Annotated in this window: 16 protein-coding genes and 1 tRNA gene; 10 read left to right on the top strand and 7 right to left on the bottom strand. The window is 48.0% G+C overall.

The genetic code is table 11. From position 1 onward, the window contains the following. Both LL912_RS17885 and LL912_RS17890 read left to right on the top strand, forming a co-directional pair. Positions 1 to 1,497 carry a Y-family DNA polymerase gene (locus tag LL912_RS17885; RefSeq protein ID WP_235554970.1) on the top strand — a complete coding sequence of 499 codons (1,497 nt, stop codon included), beginning with the start codon at positions 1 to 3 and terminating at the stop codon, positions 1,495 to 1,497. Between the two features lie 11 nt (positions 1,498 to 1,508). Then, positions 1,509 to 4,724 carry an error-prone DNA polymerase gene (locus LL912_RS17890; protein ID WP_235554971.1) on the top strand — a complete coding sequence of 1,072 codons (3,216 nt, stop codon included), beginning with the start codon at positions 1,509 to 1,511 and terminating at the stop codon, positions 4,722 to 4,724. A gap of 35 nt (positions 4,725 to 4,759) precedes the next feature. Here LL912_RS17890 and LL912_RS17895 read toward each other — a convergent pair. Beyond that, positions 4,760 to 4,832, bottom strand: a tRNA-Thr gene (locus tag LL912_RS17895). A gap of 428 nt (positions 4,833 to 5,260) precedes the next feature. Between LL912_RS17895 and LL912_RS17900 the strand changes: the two genes are divergently transcribed. The 5 genes from LL912_RS17900 (at position 5,261) to LL912_RS17920 (ending at position 8,832) form a co-directional block, all read left to right on the top strand. Beyond that, the gene (locus tag LL912_RS17900; protein ID WP_235554972.1) at positions 5,261 to 5,800 is read left to right on the top strand and encodes an RNA polymerase sigma factor; all 540 of its coding nucleotides are present in this window, start codon (positions 5,261 to 5,263) and stop codon (positions 5,798 to 5,800) included. 3 nt (positions 5,801 to 5,803) lie between these two features. After that, positions 5,804 to 6,601 carry an anti-sigma factor gene (locus tag LL912_RS17905; protein WP_235554973.1) on the top strand — a complete coding sequence of 266 codons (798 nt, stop codon included), beginning with the start codon at positions 5,804 to 5,806 and terminating at the stop codon, positions 6,599 to 6,601. Positions 6,602 to 6,832: 231 nt separating this feature from the next. Beyond that, entirely contained in the window at positions 6,833 to 7,552 is a 720-nt protein-coding gene (locus tag LL912_RS17910; RefSeq protein ID WP_235554974.1) for a ferritin-like domain-containing protein, read from the top strand. Between the two features lie 26 nt (positions 7,553 to 7,578). Then, complete coding sequence (locus tag LL912_RS17915; RefSeq protein ID WP_235554975.1) at positions 7,579 to 8,400, top strand: ferritin-like domain-containing protein; 822 nt, start codon at positions 7,579 to 7,581, stop codon at positions 8,398 to 8,400. A 27-nt stretch (positions 8,401 to 8,427) separates the two neighbouring features. Further along, positions 8,428 to 8,832: a hypothetical protein gene (locus LL912_RS17920; protein WP_235554976.1), complete on the top strand. Its 405-nt coding sequence runs from the start codon at positions 8,428 to 8,430 to the stop codon at positions 8,830 to 8,832. A 37-nt stretch (positions 8,833 to 8,869) separates the two neighbouring features. Here the strand turns inward: LL912_RS17920 and LL912_RS17925 are convergent, their stop codons facing one another. The 6 genes from LL912_RS17925 to LL912_RS17950 form a co-directional block, all read right to left on the bottom strand. Then, positions 8,870 to 9,793, bottom strand: a complete 924-nt coding sequence (locus LL912_RS17925) for an NAD(P)/FAD-dependent oxidoreductase (RefSeq protein ID WP_235554977.1) — start codon at positions 9,791 to 9,793, stop codon at positions 8,870 to 8,872. Positions 9,794 to 10,253: 460 nt separating this feature from the next. Continuing rightward, a complete protein-coding gene (locus LL912_RS17930) occupies positions 10,254 to 12,293 on the bottom strand; it encodes an RCC1 domain-containing protein (RefSeq protein WP_235554978.1) in 2,040 nt (679 codons plus the stop codon). 927 nt (positions 12,294 to 13,220) lie between these two features. Then, entirely contained in the window at positions 13,221 to 14,606 is a 1,386-nt protein-coding gene (gene dgt, locus LL912_RS17935; protein WP_235554979.1) for a dGTP triphosphohydrolase, read from the bottom strand. Positions 14,607 to 14,823: 217 nt separating this feature from the next. Continuing rightward, a complete protein-coding gene (locus tag LL912_RS17940) occupies positions 14,824 to 15,537 on the bottom strand; it encodes a hypothetical protein (RefSeq protein ID WP_235554980.1) in 714 nt (237 codons plus the stop codon). A gap of 23 nt (positions 15,538 to 15,560) precedes the next feature. Next, complete coding sequence (locus LL912_RS17945) at positions 15,561 to 16,025, bottom strand: hypothetical protein (RefSeq protein ID WP_235554981.1); 465 nt, start codon at positions 16,023 to 16,025, stop codon at positions 15,561 to 15,563. A gap of 108 nt (positions 16,026 to 16,133) precedes the next feature. Beyond that, on the bottom strand, positions 16,134 to 17,459 hold the full coding sequence (locus LL912_RS17950) for a Gfo/Idh/MocA family protein (protein ID WP_235554982.1): 1,326 nt from the start codon (positions 17,457 to 17,459) through the stop codon (positions 16,134 to 16,136). 188 nt (positions 17,460 to 17,647) lie between these two features. Here LL912_RS17950 and LL912_RS17955 point away from each other — a divergent pair, with 188 nt between their 5' ends. The 3 genes from LL912_RS17955 to LL912_RS17965 are packed head-to-tail and all read left to right on the top strand — an operon-like array spanning position 17,648 to position 21,849. Then, positions 17,648 to 19,375, top strand: a complete 1,728-nt coding sequence (locus tag LL912_RS17955; protein WP_235554983.1) for a sensor histidine kinase — start codon at positions 17,648 to 17,650, stop codon at positions 19,373 to 19,375. Beyond that, a complete protein-coding gene (locus tag LL912_RS17960) occupies positions 19,372 to 20,127 on the top strand; it encodes a LytR/AlgR family response regulator transcription factor (protein ID WP_235554984.1) in 756 nt (251 codons plus the stop codon). The genes LL912_RS17955 and LL912_RS17960 overlap by 4 nt, the downstream gene beginning before the upstream one ends. A 9-nt stretch (positions 20,128 to 20,136) precedes the next feature. Then, positions 20,137 to 21,849 carry a TlpA family protein disulfide reductase gene (locus LL912_RS17965; RefSeq protein WP_235554985.1) on the top strand — a complete coding sequence of 571 codons (1,713 nt, stop codon included), beginning with the start codon at positions 20,137 to 20,139 and terminating at the stop codon, positions 21,847 to 21,849. The last annotated feature ends 34 nt before the right edge of the window (positions 21,850 to 21,883 follow it).

Below are 21,883 nucleotides of genomic sequence, written 5' to 3' on the forward strand. Positions count from 1 at the left end.
ATGCACCGGTATTTATCAATATGGTTTCCGGCCCTTCTTGCCGACAGGGCATTGCGTCTCCGGCCGGAACTGAAGGATACACCTTTTATTATTGCTATACCACAACGGGGCCGGCTGATGGTAAAAGCAGCCAGTCTGCCGGCAATAAAAAAAGGGATCGTACAGGGAATGGTGGTGGCCGATGCAAAGGCCCTGCTTCCGGAGTTGAAGTTGTTTCATTACAAGCCCGGAGCAGAAGAAAAGTTACTGACCCGGTTGGCAGAATGGTGTCTTCGGTTTACACCGGTGGTTGCAGTGGATCTCCCGGATGGCATATTGCTGGATATCAGCGGTTGCCCGCATCTTTGGGGCGGAGAGCAGTCTTACCTGGATAACATTCTCCGTAAATTAAAAGCCTCGGGATTCCAGACGGGAAGTGGCATTGCGGATACGGTGGGTGGTGCCTGGGCCATTGCCCGTTTTGAATCAGCGCATTCCATTGTAGCTCCGGGACAACAGGACGCAGCGCTGAGATCTTTACCGCCTGCTGCTTTACGTCTGGAATTGCCTGTATTGGAACGGCTGCAGAAGCTGGGGTTTTCCCATATCGGAAGTTTTATTAATCTGCCTGCAACGGTACTGCGTAGGCGCTTCGGACCGGAGTTGCTAACCCGTATCGGGCAGGCGTTGGGGCATTTACCGGAAGTGCCGGAACCCTTGCAGCCGGCGGCCGTTTTCCGGGAGCAGCTGCATTGCACAGAGCCGGTACATACACGGGTTGCCATTGATATAGCCCTGGAAACATTGCTGCAGCGGCTTTGTGATCGTCTTCAGAGAGCCGGTCGCGGATTGCGTTCTGCTGTTTTTAAGATTGATCTGGTGGATGGCGGGGTGCAACAAATTTTTATTGGAACCAACCGGCCGGTACGCAATGCTGTTCATCTGCTGAAGTTGTTTGAACCGAAGATCACGATGATCGCTCCGGGTATGGGCATAGAGGTATTTACGCTGGAAGCCCCGGCAGTGGAAGCGCTTTCGGGGCGGCAGGAAGCTATCTGGAGCACGTTGGGAGGGGGCGATACCGGTACGGAACTGGCGGGCTTGCTGGACCGGATTGCCGGCCGGATGGGAGATACCGCTATAAAACGCTACCTGCCGGCCGAGCATTACTGGCCCGAACGTTCCGTTACGCCGGGCGGGTTGTTTGAGAAAGCCGAAACTTCCTGGCGTAGCGACCGGCCGCGGCCCGTTTACCTGCTGCCCAGGCCGGAACCGGTAACTGTGGCGGCTCCGGTACCGGATTATCCACCCATGCTTTTCCGGTATCGCGGAAAGGTTCATAACATAGCAAAAGCCGACGGCCCGGAACGCATTGAACAGGAGTGGTGGCTGGAACAGAACCAGGTACGCGATTATTATGTGGTAGAAGATGCAGAAGGCGCGCGATACTGGCTGTTCCGGTCGGGCCATTACGGCGCAGAAAAGCCACAATGGTTTCTGCACGGATTTTTTGCATAAAGAAAGTGCCCATGCGCTACACAGAATTACAGGTAACCACCAATTTTACATTTTTGCAGGGCGGATCACACCCCGAGGAACTGGTGCAGGAAGCCATCCGGTTGGGATACACGGCGCTTGCCATAACGGACCGAAATACCCTGGCCGGGGTTGTACGTGCTTATGTTGCGGCAAAAAACACTTCCCTCCGAATCATACCTGCCTGCCGCCTGGATCTGGCGGATGGTCCGGGTTTGCTGGCTTATCCAACCGGCAAAGAAGCCTACAGCCGGCTATCGACCTTATTAACCGAAGGAAATCTGCGTACTGAAAAGGGAAAATGTATCTTGTATAAAGCCGATATATACCGGTATGCCAGGGGTATGAAGTTTATTGTGGTACCTCCGCCGGAATTAAATGCAGCCTTTGACCTGGACCAGGCGTTTAAGGATGCAGTAAAGGAGTACAAAAGGGAGCTGGGCCAGCAGTTGTACCTGGGAGCGGTGTGTACCTACCAGGGTAATGATGCGAAGATGCTGTTCCGGCTGGCACAACTGGCAGAAGCATGTAATGTTCCCATGGTGGCCACTAATGATGTGCACTATCACGAAGCAGCAAGACGGGAATTGCAGGACGTACTGACCTGTATCCGTGAAAAATGTACCATACAAAATGTAGGCTACCGGCTTTGTCAGAATGCAGAACGGCATTTAAAAGAAGAGAAGGAAATGCTGCGCCTGTTCCGTTTGTACCCGGATGCCATTGCCCGTACACAGGAAATTGCGGAAGCCTGCCGGTTCTCGCTGAATATGCTGAACTACGTATATCCGGAGGAGCTTACCACAGAAGGGCGTACGCCGCAGCAGGAGCTGGAATTCCTGGCATGGAAAGGTGCGGAGGAAAAGTTTACGGAAGCAGAACTGTGTACGGTAGAAAAAAATATTAAAGAAGAACTGGCATTTATCGAACGCAGGAACTATGCGTCCTATTTCCTGACTGTTTATGATCTGGTGCGCTTTGCACGCAGCAGGGAAATTTTATGCCAGGGCCGGGGCTCTGCAGCCAATTCTGTGGTTTGTTATTGTTTGGGTATTACCTCGGTGAACCCAATGGAAATTAAATTACTTTTTGCCCGGTTTATGTCGGATGACCGGGATGAACCACCCGATATTGATGTGGATTTTGAACATGAGCGGCGTGAGGAGGTAATGCAATATATTTATGAGAAATATGGCCGCGACCGGGCCGGTATTGTGGCTACGGTAACACAGGTGCACTGGAAGGGCGCCGTACGGGATGTGGCGAAGGTGATGGGATTATCGGCTGACGCGGTAGATCACCTGGCGAAATCGGAATATGAGTTTACGCAGACGTGGGCTGAAGGAAAAGGACGATCCAGCGGGGGGTTTATGGCCCATGATCCGCATTTGTTAAAAACACTGGAACTTACCCGGCAATATATCGGCTTTCCCCGGCAGCTGGGACAGCACACCGGAGGTTTTGTGATCACACAGAATAAATTATCCGATCTCTGCCCGATCCTGAATGCACGGATGGAAGACCGTACCTGTATCGAATGGAATAAGGAAGACATAGAGGCCCTGGGATTTTTAAAAGTGGATGTGCTGGCCCTGGGCATGCTTACCTGCATTCGCAAAGGATTTGACCTGATCAAAAACCACCATGGACGCGCATTGACGCTGGCTACGGTGCCACAGCGCGAAAAAGAAGTGTATGAAATGATCAGCCGGGCCGATACCATCGGGGTATTCCAGATCGAAAGCCGGGCCCAGATGTCGATGCTGCCCAGGTTGCGGCCTCAAAATTTTTATGACCTGGTGATTGAAGTAGCCATTGTACGGCCGGGCCCCATACAGGGCGATATGGTGCACCCCTATCTGCGCCGGCGCAATGGAGAGGAGGAAGAAACGTATCCTTCCGAAGAACTAAGAAGAATACTGAAACGTACAAAAGGAGTACCCCTTTTCCAGGAACAGGCCATGGAGATCGCCATTGTTGCGGCAGATTTTACACCTGCTGAAGCAGATGGGTTGCGCCGCAGTATGGCCACGTTTAAGGCTCCGGGACAGGTAACAAAATGGCGGACCAAACTGGTGGAGGGTATGGTGGCAAAGGGATATGAAAGAGGGTTTTCCGAGCGGGTATTTAAACAACTGGAAGGATTTGGAAGCTATGGTTTTCCGGAAAGCCATGCTGCCAGTTTTGCCCTGCTGGTGTACATTTCCTCCTGGATCAAGTACCATTACCCCGATGTGTTTTGCTGTGCGTTGCTTAACAGTCAGCCCATGGGGTTTTACCGTCCGGCACAAATCGTGATCGATGCCCGTAAACACGGCGTGGAAGTATTGCCGGCCGATGTAAACCATTCCTGCTGGGACAATATCCTTGAAGAAAAAAACGGGGCGTATTGCCCGGTTCGCCTGGGCTTCCGGCAGGTAAAGGGATTAAAGGAAGAAGAAATCCAGGTCTTGATCGAAAAAAGAAAACAACCTTACCGCAATATTGTACAGTTATCGGACGCAGGGATCTCCCAAACAGCACTGGAATATCTTGCTGATGCGGACGCGTTCCGTTCCCTGGGGCTGGACCGCCGGCAGGCGCTTTGGGAAGTGGCAGCGCTGGCCGATAAACCCTCCGGTGTGTTTGAAGGGCAGCCCTCGGAAAGCACTACCGAACCTGAGGTTCAATTACCGCTGCTGAGTGCCGCGGCTCATGTGCTCCAGGATTATAACAGTACCTCCCTGTCGCTGAAAGCGCATCCCGTAAGTTTTGCGCGCCCCCGGCTTCAGCAACGGAATATTGCACCTGCCCATATGTTGGAACAATGGCCGGATGGCACTTTTGTCCGGGTCGCCGGCCTGGTACTGGTGCGCCAGCGGCCACAAACCGCAACCGGGGTTTGCTTTATTACGATTGAGGATGAAACCGGCATTGCCAACCTGGTGGTGTTTCATAAAGTATTTGAAAGATACCGGCGGGAGATCTTACAATCGAAACTGCTGATGGTTTCGGGAAAAATACAGAAAGAAGGCGAAGTGATCCATGTGGTGGTGCGCCATTGTTACAACATGAATGTTCTCCTGCAGGACATGGCCGCGCCGGGCACGGAAGACCTCCGGCTACCCGTAACCTCCTATATGGGCGAAACCGATCCCTCCGGAAAGAAAAAAGATATCGGGCAAAAAGCAGTACAGGGCGAGTTGTTCCCGTCAAGGAATTTTAAATGAACAGATGATGGCCTTGGACGGTTCCTGTTTTTATGAGCCAACCATGGGGCTCGAACCCACGACCTGCTATTTACGAAACAGCTGCTCTACCAACTGAGCTAGGATGGCTTGTCCTTCGGGGGTAAAATGTCTGATGCAAAATATTAAATTTAGAAGTAAATGTTCCTGTTACTGCCTGAAATCTTCTTTCTTATCGAAAGTGCTTCACTTGTTCGTTCTGTATTTAATAGTTCTTATGCTATATTTTCTCCCCCGTATCCCGGAAATGTAAAATAACGAATAAAAAATGTAAAATTAAAGAATGAAGAACAGCTGTTTGGGCTCACAAGTTTTTATATATGAAAAAAATAACACGCCTCTGCCGCCGTTTTAATGTGCTTCATTTTACACGTTCACCAAAATCTTCCTGCGCAGGTTTTTGGTTAACCATGGTGCCCGCAGGATTACCACCTGCCTGAAAAAACCACTTTTTTTTCAAAATCGGAAATCCGGCCTTCTGTTTATTCCGTATATTGTATTTCTGATGCCTGTAATACTTGAATAAGGAACAAACATACCGTGAGGATGAGCTGGTGATGCTTTTAAAAAAACGGGATGCCGAAGCGTTCGGTTACCTGTACGATCATTATGCCGCTTCATTGAACGGGATCATCTGTAGCTTTGTGCCAGACGAGCAGCATGCTCTGGACGTATTGCAGGAATGTTTTGTGAAAATATGGAACCAGGTTCAGGCATATGATGCTTCCAAAGGCCGCCTGTTTACGTGGCTTTCTGCTGTGGCGCGGAATACCGCAATTGACATGCTGCGCAGCCGGAATTGGAAAAATATACAGCAGAACAGGGAGCTTTCAAGGGAGGCACATACCATTCCCGCTACATCCGGATGGAATATGGACACCATCGGCTTAAGAAATGCGGTAAAAAACCTCCGGGAGGAGCACCGCCAGGTGATTGAATTGGCGTATTTTGAAGGTATGAGCCATGGAGATATTGCCACCGAAACCGGTATGCCGGTTGGTACGGTAAAAACAAGGCTGCGGGCGGCGTTGATTGAGCTAAGAAAATTTATTAAATAAAAAGTGGATATTCAGGAATACATAAAGAGTGGTATTGTCGAAAGCTACGTGCTGGGCCTCGCGGATCCGGAAGAGCGGGCTACGCTGGAGCGCATGCGTGCTCTATATCCTGAGTTGAATGCCGCAATTCTTGACTTTGAACAGGAACTTGAAGTGGCCGCCCGGAAAAATGCAGTACCTGTGGACGGCGGAGTTAAAGAACAACTGTTTAAAAAGCTACCTTTCGGTCAGCAACCAGCCATTGCCGCTGATACGGCTGGCAACAAAAAAGTAATTCGGTTTTCAAAACCGCTGGCAGCGGCTGCAGCGGTACTGATCATTGCCAGCGTGGGGTACAATATTTACGCCTACCAACGGGTTAAAATACTGGAACGGGAAAACAAAGATCTTGCAATGGAGCGCAGCCAGCTGTATACACAGAATGGCACACTCCGCACAAAGGCAGAAGAGCTGAATACCGGCTTGCAGCTTTTTTCCGATCCGGCCTCATTGAAAATAGCATTAACCGGTATTAAAGAAACGGCCTCTACTAAAGCCGTGGTGATATGGAATAAGACCAATAAAGAAGTGCACCTGATGATAAAGGGCCTGCCCGTGCCTCCCCGCGATAAGCAATACCAGCTTTGGGCCCTGGTAAACGGAACACCGGTAGATGCCGGCGTTATCGGTGATTGTGCCACCTTCTGTTTGCTAAAACCTGTTGACAATGCACAGGCCTTTGCCATTACATTGGAAAAAGCGGGCGGCAATCCCACCCCGTCCCTTGACCAGCTACAGGCAATGGGAAAGGTTCCCGGATAAAATTGTGGCAGTATAAAACCAAATGCTTTCCGGGTACGTATCTATGAACGTTATATTCAAGTAACATATATTCAGAAAAGGAGCTGTAGCAATACGGCTCTTTTTTTATGGTACCCGTTCTCGTCCATTCAGCAACCGGAAAAAAATTGTTGTATTGCGCAATCCGGTTGCTAAAAGTATGCGTATATATCTGTATTCAACCGTTCCACACAACATCTAAAATATACAGATATGAAAAATGATTCTATCCGTTTACAGCCGGCACTTCCAGGAGAAGAAGCGGCATATAACAAAACCGTGAGCAGGAAGAAATTCCTTTCCGCACTGGGTATCGGCAGTTTGAGTCTTGCCGCTATTGTTTCCTGCAACAAGGACGATGATGGTATGGGTAGCACAGTACCTCCGGGCAGCATTGATCTTGGAAAAGGAGATACCGGCATCCTCAACTATGCCTATGCATTGGAACAGCTGGAAGCGGCTTTTTATACAAAGGTTGCTCAATCGCCGTATTCCGGAATTACGGCCGCTGAAACGGCGCTACTTACAGATATCCGGGATCACGAGGTGGCGCACCGTGAGTTCTTTAAAAAAGCGCTTGGTACAGCCGCCATTCCTGCGCTAAATGTAAATTTCTCCGGCATCGATTTTAGTAAAAGGGATTCCGTGCTGGCAACTGCAAAAGCATTTGAAGACCTGGGCGTGTCGGCCTATAATGGCGCCGGAGCACTCATTGCCGATAAAAATTATTTATTATTGGCAGGAAAGATCGTTTCCGTTGAAGCCCGTCACGCAGCCTATATCCGCGATCTTATCAGCAACGGTTCATTTGCAGACAATACCATTATCGACGCCAGTGGTATGGACCAGGCAAAGGCGCCGGCCGATGTATTAATGATCGCACAGTCGTTCCTTACCTCCAAACTATGGGGAGGCAATTTACCTAAATCCTGATCGTTCATTTTTTAAAACAAAATCGTATGAACCTGTATCAACTATTCAGCAACATGGAAAAGATAGATCCGGATATCTACGGCCGGATAGACTCCCGCCGGAAGGCGATCCGCAATTTTGCCGGCATCGGGGGAAGGCTTGCGCTGGCAGCGGTGCCACTGGCCCTGGGTGGACTTTTGAATAAGGCTTACAGCCAGTCTGCTCCCGCAGATATAACCGGCGTGTTACAGTATGCCCTTACCCTGGAATACCTGGAAGCAGAATTCTATACCAAGGCCGTGGCTTCGGGGATCATACCGGCCGGAGCACCCACAAGCGCATTGACCACCATCCGCGACCATGAGAACCAACACGTAGCTTTTTTAACAGCAGTGATCAAGCAACTGGGTGCAACACCGGTGTCTAAACCCACCTTTGATTTTACCGCGGGCGGACATTTTGCAACGGTATTTACGAACTATGATGTATTGCTGGCGGTGGCCCAAACCTTTGAAGATACAGGGGTGCGCGCCTACAAGGGACAGGCAGGTGTACTCATGAGCAATAATACCGTACTCACGGCGGCACTGAATATCCATTCAGTGGAGGCCCGGCACGCATCACATATACGCCAGATGCGGCGTGCGCGCACCAACGATGCCACCATCAAACCCTGGATCACCGGGAAGAACCCGGGAGGAATCACTGATGACGCAGTACAGAAGAGCTATAACGGGGAGGAGCTTACTACCCAGGCGGGCATTGATCTCACCGGCTTTGTAAGCGCCAGTGCAGCATCTGAAAGCTTTGATGAACCGCTGACTTACGACCAGGTGATCGCTATTGTGCAACCATTTATCAAACAATAAGGTATTATAAACTTTAAAAACAGAAATATGAAAAAAGTAATACTGATTGCTGCCTGTTTTCTGCTAAACAGCGCATTGATCAACGATCTGAATGCAGGTAATGCAGCTTCTTCGGCATACAGCTCAAAAAAGGCCGAATGGAAAAAAGTAATGAACCAGTCCTGGCCGGGCGTAAAGGACGGAACAACCTATTGGTATAAGATCGATAAGATGACCAAACTCTGGTGGAGTACGGATGGGAAGCAATGGGCGGCTGTTGAAGGTGGCGCCTGGATGGACAAGGACGGGAAATGGCTGAAGATCTACAAGGGGAAACTCGTGTGGAGTACGGACGGTAAAAAATGGGAAGCAGTTCCCGAATGGAAATGGCAGGGCTCCGATGGTAAATGGTACAAGTTTGACCAGCACTGGACATTGTGGGTGAACGACTAAAAACGGAAATAAAAAAAAGAGGCGGCCGCCTCTTTTTTTATGATACCGGTGCTATAAAATCTTCCTGCGAAAGCTCATGGTTGGCCATCGCTCCTGCAAGATTCCCTCCTGCCACGGCACTGGCTACAGAACGCATGGGTGATACCGCATCGCCGCAGGCAAAGATTCCGGGTACCGAGGTCTTTTGCATGCCGTCTACCAGGATATGCCCCTGTTCTGTAAAGGAACAGCCCAGTGCTGCCGGCAAGGGTGTTTGCTGTTCAAAAGGTACGCGGGCATATAAAGCTTTTAAGGGTATGGCCGCGCCATCTGAAAGGATCACCTGCTGCAGTTGACCGCCTGACTGTTGCAGTTCCCTGATTTCCGTTTGCACAACGGCAATATTCCGTTGCTGCAACCGCTGTTCTTCTTCCGCTGTAAATTGCGGCGCTCCATTTGTAAATATGGTTAAGTCGCTGGTAAGGTTACGAACCAGGGTTGCCAGATGTATTGCAATGGGGCCGTTGGCAAGGATGCCCGTTTTATGATTTCGGAATTCGTAACCATGGCAATAAGGACAATGAATCACCGATTTGCCCCAGCAATCGGAAAAGCCTTTTATAGCAGGAAGCAGGTCTTTGATCCCGGTTGCGAAGATCAGTTTCCGGCTGTGAAACACCTGGCCCGATAGCGTTGATACCGTGAAATGAGGTCCGGGCCTGTTTACCCCGGTTGCGGGATCGGAGCGAAACTGTACCGTACCGTATTGCGCTACCTGTTGCCGGGCCAGCGCTGCTATTTCAGCCGGCCTCCGGCCATCCTGGGTAAGAAAATTGTGCGAATGTGGCGTAGCAGCATTACAGGGCGTTCCGCTGTCCAGCATCAGTACGTTCTTTAAAGACCGGCCCAGTGCCATTGCCGCAGAAAGACCTGCATAGCTACCGCCGATGATTATTACATCAAAGAAGTTCGTTGTTGTCATAAAATCAATTTAAACGGTTGATTGCAGAACGGGCCTTTTCCACGCACGAGCCCTCCCCCCCGTTCTAAAAAGGCAAAGCTAGGATTTATTTTTTATTTATGCAACTGTGTTGCATAAAATGAATTGACAGGAGGCGGAATAGCAATGAAATAGCGCCGGAAGAACGCAATGCATGTTGTCATAGCTTGTGGTTAAAATTGAACCGCAATGTGCAAAGCCGAAAGGATCACAACGGAACTGTAGTCATTGAAAATTTTTTGGTCCTTTGCGGATCCTTAACGTTCGTTGCATTAAAAAAGCTTAACCGCAATGTGCGCAAGGTATTCCGCAGGTTACAAGGAAAGTTGCCGTTTTTTGAAAAGCAAGCCCCCCGGTAATTTCTTACACGGGGGGCTTGTTTCCAACAGGAGTGAATTCTGGTGTGCGGCCGGCTGATTGTGTGCCGGCGGTAAACGGTATATTATTCCTGTACGGCTTGTATCACCTTACTATAGCTGTATCCACCATCCTTATCTACCTGTTTGATGCGGATGAACAGCTTGGTATTATTATCGATGGGTGTTGCTTCCTGCTTTTTACAGGAGGTAGCGCCAAAGATGCCCGTGCCCAACATTACAGCAACCATCAGCATCCATTTGTTTCTGCGGTTTACCAGCAGTGCCGCAAAAGCCAGTACTGCAACAGACATACCCAACAGGCCGGTAGCGGCGCTCTGGCTCATATCAAAGTTGTAATTGATCGGCATATTGGAGCTTCCATTGATGGCAGTGCTCTTTAACGCGCCTATTTTCACAAATGTTTTGCCGTCTTTTGAGGCTTCAATTTCAAAATGACTGTTGTTCTGCTCTGTAAGTGTAGTAAAACTTACCAGGAGCTGGTTCCCCCGGATGCTCGCACTTACTTTATCAAATGTAGCCGGTAAAAAGATATCTTCAGCCTTGATCGTGATTTCAGAAGACGTGGTACCGCAATCTCCGCTGGCGGTATAGGTTACCTTAATACCGGTATTTTTCCCGGTAATGGTCAATAAGCCGGTTTGTGTAATAGTTGCAGGACCTGTTACTGTAAAGGTTCCGCCGGCTGGTGCATAATCCAGCTGGATTTGGTCACCGATATGTACGGTGCCCTGGGGTGGGAACAAAGTGGTAGCTCCGGAACTGGCCCCACAGATATCCATTACCGCCGTTGCAGAAAAATTATAAGTGGTTTCGTTTTCGTTTGCATCAGAACCATCCGCCATGCTACCATGTACGCGGTGTCCTACGTAACCATAACGGCCGCTGCATTTTTTAACTACCATGGAAGTGTGTCCGCCGGTTTCAACAGCTACGATCAGGTCGGATCCTGTGAGCCCGCCGGGAGGCGTTGTGGGATTATAATTGCTGCTGGCATCGCCCAGTCCCAGCATATTCCGTTCGTTACTGCCCCAGGCCCAAACCACGCCGTTTTGAGTTATGGCATTTACTGCGCTTACACCGTAGTTGTCATGCTCATTGGGGCTGATCCAGGCAATGTTGCCAAGGTCTGTGCTGTTGCCTGATTTTACACGTACCCAGGACTTCCTTTCACTAGTGCTGCGGTCACCCAGTTGGCGGTAGCTGTTATCTCCCAGGCTGTAAATATAACCATCGGTACCCAGGATATAATGGCTGCTTCTACCGGTGGTGCCGGTCATCCCAATCATTTTGGGAGTGAAGGTATTGCCGGAATAGGTTAACGTCATTTTTGTAGCGCGATTGCGGTTGTTATAGTCGCCTGCGTTGCCCAGATAAACTTCCCTTCCCCAGGTCCATACGGTGCCATCGCTTTTTTGAGCCATTAAACCACCGGGAGCGCCTCTTACAGCAACGACATTGCTGAGTACGGGATTTCCGCTTCCGGATTCGGTTACCTGGTACCAGGTAGTGGATGAACTGGCATTGTTACCGGCACCGCGCATGTCGCTGTTTTGCGACAGTACCCATACATTGCCCGAACAAGTAAGCAGCGCCAGGGTCTGATAGGTACCAAACAACATTTTAACATCGGTTGGGTTTACACCGGCAGGCAGACCGCTGTTTACTTTTGCAAAATTGGTTCCGCTTTTAAAGGAGCTGCTTACCAGAATGCCTTCGTCGCCCCAGATAAAGAGACCGGTAGTGGTTAATACGGCAAACTGTGCATTGTTCTGACTGTTGCTACCTGCGGCGATCTTTAAGATGTCACCGGTAAGCCCTGAATAGTTGGCGCTGTTCAGCTCGGCCGGAACCAGGTTGCTGCCGGATCCATTGCTCTTGGTACGTTCGCCCCAAACCAATACTTTGCCGCTTGCCTGCTTGGTCATTGTGCTGTGAAACAGGCTTATCATATTATCATACTCGATGGAGCTGATATCTGTAACGTTTAGGTAAGCATTGCCGCAATTCGTACACTGTGCTTTTGCAACAGCGCCATAGAAGCCCGAAAGCAATACACATAAAAGTGTTAATAGTGTTGTTGCTGTAATTTTTCTTCGTGTCATTTTCAAGTTCAGTTTTATTTTTAAAATGTATATACCGGTTGATGACGGGCAAAACAGGTCGCAATGCAGGCAGCATTGTACATGCCAGTCCGTATGAACTGTTTGCAATAGCATTTGGCGTATGCGCAAAGCCATTGCCACATCACCTGTTCCTGTAACAAAGAACCATTGTTCCTGCTTCAGGGCAGATAATGCCTTATGTTTGATTAAAGGCGATAAAAGTTTTCAAGCGCCTGCCTTTAACCCATTTAAACGTGCTCGGGTACGGTACTGCGATACGGCGATCGCATAGGGGTCCTGTTCATAGTTGCGCTGTGATCCATACCGGATCCAAAGCTTGTTTGGAGGGTATACGCCAGACAGATATCTATGGGCTACAACCGGCCTGCATTGGTCGTCCGCAAGACATCCATAACAAATCAAAAAGGGATAAGGAACACCAGCGTCCTGATGTAGGGTCCCTGCGTCAAAGCATTTATTTTAGCAATGTTCCGGGGTTATTGTCATATTGTTTTTGAAACAATCATGATTGTGTTATTCCGGTAACTGTAGTTTATCATAACAGTCTTAGGCTAAAATTTTCTGTTTGATGTTAATCGGGTGCGAAAATAAAGGGATTGTAATTCCGGTGCTGAAGAATTCGATGAGTGCCGTTGTTTATTCGATAAGTCCGATTAATTATTGGGTGATTTTTTATCGGCTGTTAAACAGAGTGATAGAATGCGTTATGGTAAAAACTGCTGAAATGCAGACAGGGCGCTGGTTACAGGCGTTTATGTATGAATGATCGCAAATGCATTTAGTGATTAAATACCACATCTTGTTTTAAAGCGTGCCGTAAGCTTGCCGGTATTACCGTTCGTTCGTATTGGTCTTGCGGTTTGCAGGTATATAAGCAAACCTGACTGCATTGTTCCGAGCACTAAATTACATTTCAATACCCCTTAGTTTGCGGTATAGCTTCAATGCATATAAATCCGTCATGCCTGAAATAAAATCAAGGATGTGCATCACTTTAGTATAGGGGCTTCCGGCTTCATCAAAAGTGTATTGCGTGGGCAGCAGCTCCAGTATTTTCTGATGCTCTTTTTCCCGGAGTGGAGCCGGTGTTAATGCTGCCGTTACAAAATCTTCCACCAGCCCGGACATGATTCGAAAACCGGCGATCTCCAGCTCCACCACCTTACGGGCGTTGTAGATCTTTTGCCGGGAGATCGTTGCAATTTTTTTCAGGGGCCGTTCCAGTTCGGGAATAGCGTCGATCAGGCTTTTTTCAAAAGTTCCGGCCAGGATCGCATCCCTGTTTTCCCAGAATACCCCGGTGCACTTATAAATCAGCGCCCCGATAGATTTTGCCCTCAGGTAAGCAATGGATTCATTGGGATCGCCGCTCAGATCATCCGCTACTCTTTTAACCGAGTCCATATTTGCCTTGGGGTCTGCAGCAATAATGGATAAAAATGAATCCCGCACTTCATCATAGCTCAGGATGCCTAAGCGATGGGCATCTTCAAAATCGATGATATTATAACAAATATCATCTGCGGCTTCAACAATAAACACAAAAGGATGACGCTGATACCCGATCTCCGGACCGGCATCGGCATCACGGATCATATTCAGTTCCTGTGCTATTTCGAGGAACACGTCTTCATCAATTTTGAAATATCCGTATTTTTTACGGTGAAGAATGCCTTTTACGGACGCCAGCGACGCACAGGGATATTTGATGATGGAGCCAAGGGTACTGTAAGTAAGCCGGAAACCGCCTTTCATGCGGCCATTCTGCTTCATGGTAAGAATACGGAGCGCATTGGCATTGCCTTCAAAGGTGATGAGGTCCTTCCATTCGGCTGGGCTGAATAACTGTTTAAAGGTGATATCATCGGGTTGGTTAGACCGGTCTCTTTTTTTAAAGTATTTGGAAATGGCCTCCTCCCCCGAATGTCCGAAAGCAGGGTTGCCCATATCATGTGCCAGGCAGGCGGCCGCAATCACATATTTCAGATCACTTATATAAAAAGTAGCCGCATCCACGTCCTTTTCCACATCCGCTAGGGTAGCAATCTTTTCACCGATCAGTCCTCCCAATGAACGGCCAACGCTGGCTACTTCCAGTGAATGGGTAAGCCGGTTGTGCACAAAAATTTCCTCAGGTAGCGGAAACACCTGCGTTTTATTCTGCAGTCTTCTGAAAGGACTGGAAAAAATGATGCGATCCCAGTCGCGCTCAAAATCGCTCCGGGTATCTCTTGTTGCCTTATCAATCCCATATCTTTTGGAGGAAAAACAATTATTCCACGTCATTGCCATAATCGCAAATTTAAGTCTTGTTGCGGTAATCCTCCTGAACTGCCGAGGCGGTCACTTTTTAGAGGCGTATATGGCGGCACCCTGTCTCATTCTGTACCGCATATCCTGCATTGCAGGAAATATATTAAGCGGGTGTTTCAGCAGAATAAAAAACACTGGCAAAAAAAAAGCATGACTACCAGCCATGCTTTTAAATAAGAATGTGGAATCTGCTATGTCAGGCAACAGGGAGATAGGAAGGCACTTTTAAATGTGGATATCGTTCGCCTAGTTTGTTTAAAAAATAATTACCAACCACAAACTCCTGTACCTGTTTGTTGGCATTCATAGACAGGAATGCGGCGTTATTGGGGCTTACATTTACAAGACCGCTGTATAATATAAGATGAACCGGTTGCTGATCGGTATGCAGTTCCAGTTTGTAGGATCGCAGTGCATAATCTCCATATTTTATATGCTTCCAGGAGCTGCCCGATAGCGGTATTTCAGAGATTGCGGATTGCTGCAGCCGTTGCCGGTCAAATACCAGGTGTTTGTCGATGTCCCCGTCCTTGTTGGTATCAAACAGGTGTAACTCATCTCCGCTTAAGGCAAGATATTTAGGCGTTGTTACCGTAGTAAATTTTACGGTTCCCAGCGTGGCCAGACTTTTCAGTGCATCTTTGCCCAAATCTTTTGCACGGTCGGTTGCCGAGTATTCGCTGGCGGCCGTGGTAAATGCATCAATGGGTGCGGTGTTCATCTGCTTTTTCAGGAAGGCATAGTCGCCGTTCATGAGTTCCTCCTGATATTGCGGGGCGCTGCGGGCTTCGCGGGAGAGATCCAGGTTTGCAAAGGCGTTCTTCGATTTGTTGCGTTGGGATCTCCACCAGAAAATGGCCACAGCATAGAAAACAACGAAGAAAATAACCACGTAGATGATTGTTGACATTGTATTTTGTTTTAGTGAATAGATCAAACGCGTTGAGGGGTTACGTCTTTAGGTTTTGAGGGCAGGAATCCATAAATGATCAGCGAAAGAATCACAAGGGCCACCAGTTTTCCGCCATAACGGGTATAAAAGCCCAGCCGCAGCAGCTTTTGTTCTTCCAGCTTGTTTTCCGTTAAGATTTCGCGGAGCTGCTCACCTGTAAGTTCATAAAAAGTAGCACGCTGTTTGTCGTAGCCCACCAGCCGGGGCTCTTTGGTGATCCATAGCGGAAGGATGTAGGCAATATTGTATTCTTCATGCAGCACACCCAGGTCCAGGTAATGTTTATTGTCTGGCAAAAGATAGGCGTCTGTATCCGGCAGATCGGCGGCTGTTTGCAGTACTTCCCTGTTGCCGAACGGAATTTTAAGGCGGGCCTGGGCATGGTGCGTGTTCAGCACAAAAAAAACAGCAAGGCAAAATGGAGCAAGGTGTCTGATGAATAGCATCGGTGTCGTTTATTCCTTTCAAAGGAATAAAAAAGGGCGGAGCTGTCCAAAAAAATATACAGATCCGCCCTGTGTGGTGGCTAAAAAATAACCGGGGTTAAGCTGCCGCTATATTTTGGGTAGCTGGTAGCCGTTATGATAAGGTGCCATAAAATAGGACGCATTCAGCTTACTGTTGGTAAACTTATTGGTAGCTTTATCCCAGGTAACTTTCTCCTGGCTGCGGAAAGCAATATTTCCCATCTGGCAAACGGTGGCAATATGTGCGCCGGTTTGGATCGGGCAATTGAGGTCAGCCAGTTTCCGCGAGTGCACTACATTGATAAAGTTCTGCGTATGCTTGTCTAACCCGTTATCAGACGGACCTTTTCGCAATACACTTACTTTTTTACTGCTGCGTTTTTCTTCCAGCACCTCCCATCCGCCGCGATCCAGTTCCAGGGTGGCATTATTGCCGATAAAAGCAATGCCATGGTCCTTTCCATACAGCCCGTTGTCGATACCCATGGCATGATCCCAGATCAGGTTAAAATTGTCAAACTGGTAAAGCGCCGCCAGGGTATCCGGTGTTTCCTGATAAAGATCAGGGTAGGCAAAATCACCACCCAGGGCAGAAACCGTTTTTGGAACAGATGCATCCATCCCGAAAATGGCATAGTCCATCAGGTGCACTCCCCAATCGGTCATGAGCCCGCCGGCATAATCCCAGAACCAGCGGAAATTAAAATGAAACCGGCTGGAGTTAAAGGGACGTGCTTTAGCCGGTCCCAGCCAAAGTTTATAATCCACGCCGTCCGGAGCTGCACTGTCGGCTACTTTAGGCCCGGGTTTCATCCAGCCCTGGTAGCACCATACTTTCACGGTGCGGATGTTTCCGAGCTGCCCTGAGCGGATAAAGTCCACCGCATCCCGGAAATGCTGCTGGCTGCGCTGCCATTGCCCTGCCTGTACCACTTTATTGTATTTTTCCTGCGCTGCTACCATGGCCCGGCATTCGGCAATGGAATTGCCTACCGGTTTTTCCACGTATACATCCTTGCCTGCCTGCACGGCATGGATCATGATGAGGGCATGCCAGTGATCCGGTGTGCCGATGATCACCGCATCAATATCCTTACGGTCCAGCAATGAGCGGTAGTCGTTATAGGTTTTAATGTTGGACGTATCGATTTTCATTTTGGAAAGTTCGCGCATGCGGTTATCCAGCACATTTTTATCTACATCGCAGAGTGCGGCCAGTGTTACGCCCGGGTTTTTAAGCATGGAAAGCGTGTTGGCCCAGCCCATCCCATTGATACCGATGGCGCCGATCCGGATCTGGTCGGCTGCGGCTGTGCGGATGCGGGAGAAGTTCTTTGTATTGAACGATTGCAGGGCCAGCCCCCCCAGGGCCAATGCCGAGGAGTGGGCAATAAATTTTCTTCTTGAATGCATGGCAAACGGTTTGTTTAGGATCAAATATACAAAAAAATGTAATCGATTGCAATAATTGGCTGTTGCCAGAAAAAATTTCCAAACACACCGCCCATCCTGCTTTATTCAAATTTGTTCGAACTGTTTTCAAAACGGGATTCGAAAAACTATGGAAAATGCTGTTGTTTTGTTGTAAGATTTTCAGGCGAATGAAAAAAGGATTGCTTTTTACTTTATTGTTCTGGGTGCTTAAAACAGGAATTGCACAAGATACGGATATACGGCATCCTTATTTCAGGGATACATTTAACTGGCGACAGGCAAGGACTGAGTTTCGGAACGCTTGGAATAAAGATGAACGTGCGCGAAAGGAAGGACGGCCGGACCTGCGGATTATCGGGTATTATTCAACAAATATTTTATTGCAGGGATTATTCGCCCAGACCAAGATCCCCTTATTAAAAGCAAATAAACTGGACAGCTCAAAGGTTTACGAAACGTTCAGGGGCTATTCAGGGGCTTATCCTGTTCCGATTTTTGATTCTGTGGGAATCATTGTTACCGTAAGCGGCATTAACAGGGAGAATGCACACCTGTTTGAATACCGGATTCTGGAAAATAAAACAACCGAAAGAGTTCCCTGGACCCAATGCAAAGTCTTTTGTGCTGCAGATTTGATTTGGGTGGTGCCGGATGAACCCAAAATAAAAGAAGTTGCATATTTAGGCCAGTTCAAAGAGCATATCGGGACCTCCTTATTATTCCAGGTAAGAAAGCGGAATGACTCCAGCATACTGGTAGGGCTCGCTGCTTATTGGCTGAAACGTACACCTGAAGTAGTAGGAGTATTTACCCAACAAAATATGAATGCCTTTTTAACCGCATTTAAAATACAGTGGCAGATGGATCCGGGCACCAATATCGAAGATGGCGCTGAAGCACGGCAGGCCCGGCTTCTGATTAAAAAAGACACGTTTCAAAACAATGAAACCAGCCTTATTTTTTACCTGGCAGATAAGGTGAAATCAAAGGAAATTGTAGAATATAACCTTGTTAAGGGAAGGGATAGTTCGGGGTGGAGGCCGAATGATTTTGACCTGAACTTTATCTGGTTAAAAGAGCTGGAGCCCGGCCAATACCGTCTGTTAACACGTTACAGTGTGCAACGGCAAAGCGTTTCCTCCTATCCCTTCACCATTTTGCCCGCCTGGTATCAAACCCTTTGGTTTAAAATAATTATGGGAGCCGCAATCATGATACTGCTTGCGTTTCTGATCATCCTTTATATCAACCGGATGCAGCATAGAAAACTGAAATCGGCGGCCTTGCAAAAGCAACAGGTATCTACGGAATTAAAATCCATCCGGTCGCAATTCAATCCGCATTTTGTCTTTAACGCGCTGAATTCGATACAGGGATTGATTACAAAAAACGACACAGCGGCGGCCCACCAGTACCTGTCGGAATTCAGTATCCTGATGCGGGAATCATTAAAGGGAAGCGACCGTGAACTGATCAGCATCGCTCATGAGACGGCTATACTGCAAAAATACCTGAACCTGGAGCAGCTGCGTTTTGGATTTGCGTATCATATCAACGTGGATGATGCGATTGACCGTAACGCAGTGGAAGTACCCGCACTGTTACTGCAGCCACTGGCAGAGAACGCGGTAAAGCACGGCATTGCAAGCCTGCAGGAAAAAGGATTGTTGCAGGTTGATTTCAAAGAAAGCGATAATGATTTGGTGGTAACGGTAACGGATAACGGAAAGGGTTTTGATCCGGCAAAAACCACCGAAGGCTTTGGCCTGAAACTGACCCGGGACCGGATCGCCCTGCTGAACGAAACCCTGAACCAGCAACAGATACGGCTTTTGTTTGATTGCGGAAAAAAGGGAACAACCATAACCATTTATTTTAAAAACTGGCTGTTATGATAGAAGCGGTAATCATAGACGACGAACGGAATAATATTGATAACCTGGAAGGGCTGCTGCACCAATATTGCCCGCAGGTGCATATCGCAGGCATTGCCATGCATGCGGACGACGGCGCTGCGCTGATCAGAAGCCTGAAACCGGACCTTGTGTTCCTGGATATACAGATGCCGGGCAAGAACGGGTTCGAGATGTTGCAGGAACTTTCCACGCATTCTTTTGAAATCATCCTGATCACAGCCTTTGATCAGTATGGCATACAGGCTATTAAGTTTTCGGCGGTGGACTATTTGTTAAAGCCGCTGAATATTGATGAGCTGAAAGCGGCTGTACAGAAGGCTGCACAACGCATCAGCGAAAAGATGCAGAACCGAGAACTGGAAAACCTGTTGCAACTGATCCGCAACCGGGAAGAGCGGACTACCCATAAACTGGCACTGCCGGCCGGTAAAGAAACCCGGTTTGTGCATCCGAAGGAAATCATTCGCTGCGAGTCCTCGAATGTGTATACCAGCTTTTATTTATCCGGCAATGAAAAAATAATGGTCTCCAAACCGATTTATGAATATGAAGAACTGTTGGCAGACTTTGGCTTTCTGCGCTGCCACCAATCGCACCTAGTAAATAAAGCCTATATAAAAAGCTGGATAAAGGACGAAGGCGGTTACCTGGTATTAGAGAATGGAGAGCAGATACCGGTATCCAGAAGTAAAAAAGAAGCGATAACAAGAATGCTGATTCACCTTAAATAAACAATGCTCATGAAAACCTTAACTACTTTAGCGGTATTGGTTATATCTGTATCATTATTTGCTCAAAACAATATTCGGCCACTGCCCATTGAAGATGAACAGATGGATCATTATCTCCGGTCGAGAAAGATTCCGGAACTCAGGATCCGCATCCTTCATGCCGCTAAACCCTTAAACGGAACTAAAGTAAAGTATACTGCTGTTCATTTGGGTGCAGCTACACAGGCAACTTATTATACCGCGCTCGATAATGACGGAAAGGCGCTTATAAAACTGAACGAAAACCTGCCCTATCAACAGGTATGGTTAAGTGTTGAGGGGTACCTGTACACCGGCGTTTTAATAAATACGGACCTCGAAGTGGTTATTGATGCTGATGAACTGCAGAAAGAGATGTATATATACGGAAAAGGCATGATATTTAAAGGAACGGATGCTGCGCTTAACGAAGCGCTGTGCCGGAGGGTCCTGTATAAAAAGGGTCAGAATGATCAGTTGTCCTCACGGCTGGTTCAGGTTTGCCTGGATGCGGCGAACAGCGTCATTTCCCAGCCCTCGTTCCTGGTAACCGCCGATTCGATCTATACGGCAATGAAACAGCTGGATAATGCCTATATAAAAGATCAGCCGGAATATGAGTGGGCAATAAGGAATGAAACCGATTCCCGGTTTTATTGCTGGGCGATCGTAGGTTTAAAAAGACGCGATAGTTCAACGGCCGATTTTTACCAGAAAATTATTGCGCATAAGCCTTATTTTATGAGTAATGATGGCGCGGGTTTCTACAGAAGCCTGTCGCGGAACTATGCCTTTACGGAAGATAAAGCATTACCTGGTTTACAAGACCTGCTTTATTTAAAATACAGCGCGTATACCCCCGAACAAAAAGCGGTTTTGGACTCGATAAAAAAATACGAGGCGGCTGCGATGGAAAACAAAACGGCCATCCTTAAAAAGTTATATCTGCGCCGGTACCAGCTGCTAAAGAATGAGGTGCAGACCGCCAGCTTTGAGCAATTCGTTCAGCGTGTGGAAAAAAACAGCATTCAGCCACAAACCGATATTTTAAAGCTATCGTTAATGGAATTGGGTAAAGACTATTTCAGCACTGCTTTTCCCCGCTTGCTTAATTCCATGAAGACGGAGTGGACAAAGCACGTGGTGCAGAACGAACTGAATGTGTCTGTTGCCAGTCAAAAAGAGGTACAGCAGGTATTCCAATCGCAGGGAGCGCTGAGTTCCGATAGCTATTTTATCGGAAAACCGGTTGCAAATCTTTCTTTCGGGGCCTGGCTCTACAGGCTGGACAGCATTGACCATATCGACCGTTTTATCAGTAACCTGAGATCGAAATTTAATGGCAAGGCGCTGGTGATCGATATCTGGGCTACCTGGTGCGGCCCCTGCATCGCGGATATTATCAATAGTAAAAAATTGCATGAGGAAAGCAAGGATCTTCCGGTGGCGTATATTTATTTGTGCACCACATCCGGCTCCGACGAAGAAACCTGGAAAAACCGGATCGGGACACTAAAACCGAAAGGAACCCATATTTTTATAAATGAAGAATTGGAAAATGCGTTCCGGAAAAAATTAAATGCAAACGGAGGGTATCCTACTTATGTGGTGATTGATCAAAAAGGAGCGGTAAGTGCAGATAAGATCGCTTTTATGAGTGAACTGAAACGCGCACAACTGGCTGCGACCACCGGATCAAAATGATGCTTGTTGATCATTTAAAATAAATGACTGTTGG

Source organism: Niabella agricola (assembly GCF_021538615.1).
GTDB classification, from domain to species: Bacteria; Bacteroidota; Bacteroidia; order Chitinophagales; family Chitinophagaceae; genus Niabella; species Niabella agricola.

Bases quoted from the DNA above. Each gene is read 5' to 3' on its own strand.
- LL912_RS17920 (WP_235554976.1), top strand. From the start codon at position 8,428: ATGAAAAAAGTAATACTGATTGCTGCCTGTTTTCTGCTAAACAGCGCA.
- LL912_RS17925 (WP_235554977.1), bottom strand. From the start codon at position 9,793: ATGACAACAACGAACTTCTTTGATGTAATAATCATCGGCGGTAGCTAT.
- LL912_RS17930 (WP_235554978.1), bottom strand. From the start codon at position 12,293: ATGACACGAAGAAAAATTACAGCAACAACACTATTAACACTTTTATGT.
- LL912_RS17940 (WP_235554980.1), bottom strand. From the start codon at position 15,537: ATGTCAACAATCATCTACGTGGTTATTTTCTTCGTTGTTTTCTATGCT.
- LL912_RS17885 (WP_235554970.1), top strand. From the start codon at position 1: ATGCACCGGTATTTATCAATATGGTTTCCGGCCCTTCTTGCCGACAGG.
- LL912_RS17910 (WP_235554974.1), top strand. From the start codon at position 6,833: ATGAAAAATGATTCTATCCGTTTACAGCCGGCACTTCCAGGAGAAGAA.
- LL912_RS17915 (WP_235554975.1), top strand. From the start codon at position 7,579: ATGAACCTGTATCAACTATTCAGCAACATGGAAAAGATAGATCCGGAT.
- LL912_RS17955 (WP_235554983.1), top strand. From the start codon at position 17,648: ATGAAAAAAGGATTGCTTTTTACTTTATTGTTCTGGGTGCTTAAAACA.
- LL912_RS17960 (WP_235554984.1), top strand. From the start codon at position 19,372: ATGATAGAAGCGGTAATCATAGACGACGAACGGAATAATATTGATAAC.
- LL912_RS17945 (WP_235554981.1), bottom strand. From the start codon at position 16,025: ATGCTATTCATCAGACACCTTGCTCCATTTTGCCTTGCTGTTTTTTTT.
- dgt (WP_235554979.1), bottom strand. From the start codon at position 14,606: ATGGCAATGACGTGGAATAATTGTTTTTCCTCCAAAAGATATGGGATT.
- LL912_RS17965 (WP_235554985.1), top strand. From the start codon at position 20,137: ATGAAAACCTTAACTACTTTAGCGGTATTGGTTATATCTGTATCATTA.
- LL912_RS17890 (WP_235554971.1), top strand. From the start codon at position 1,509: ATGCGCTACACAGAATTACAGGTAACCACCAATTTTACATTTTTGCAG.
- LL912_RS17950 (WP_235554982.1), bottom strand. From the start codon at position 17,459: ATGCATTCAAGAAGAAAATTTATTGCCCACTCCTCGGCATTGGCCCTG.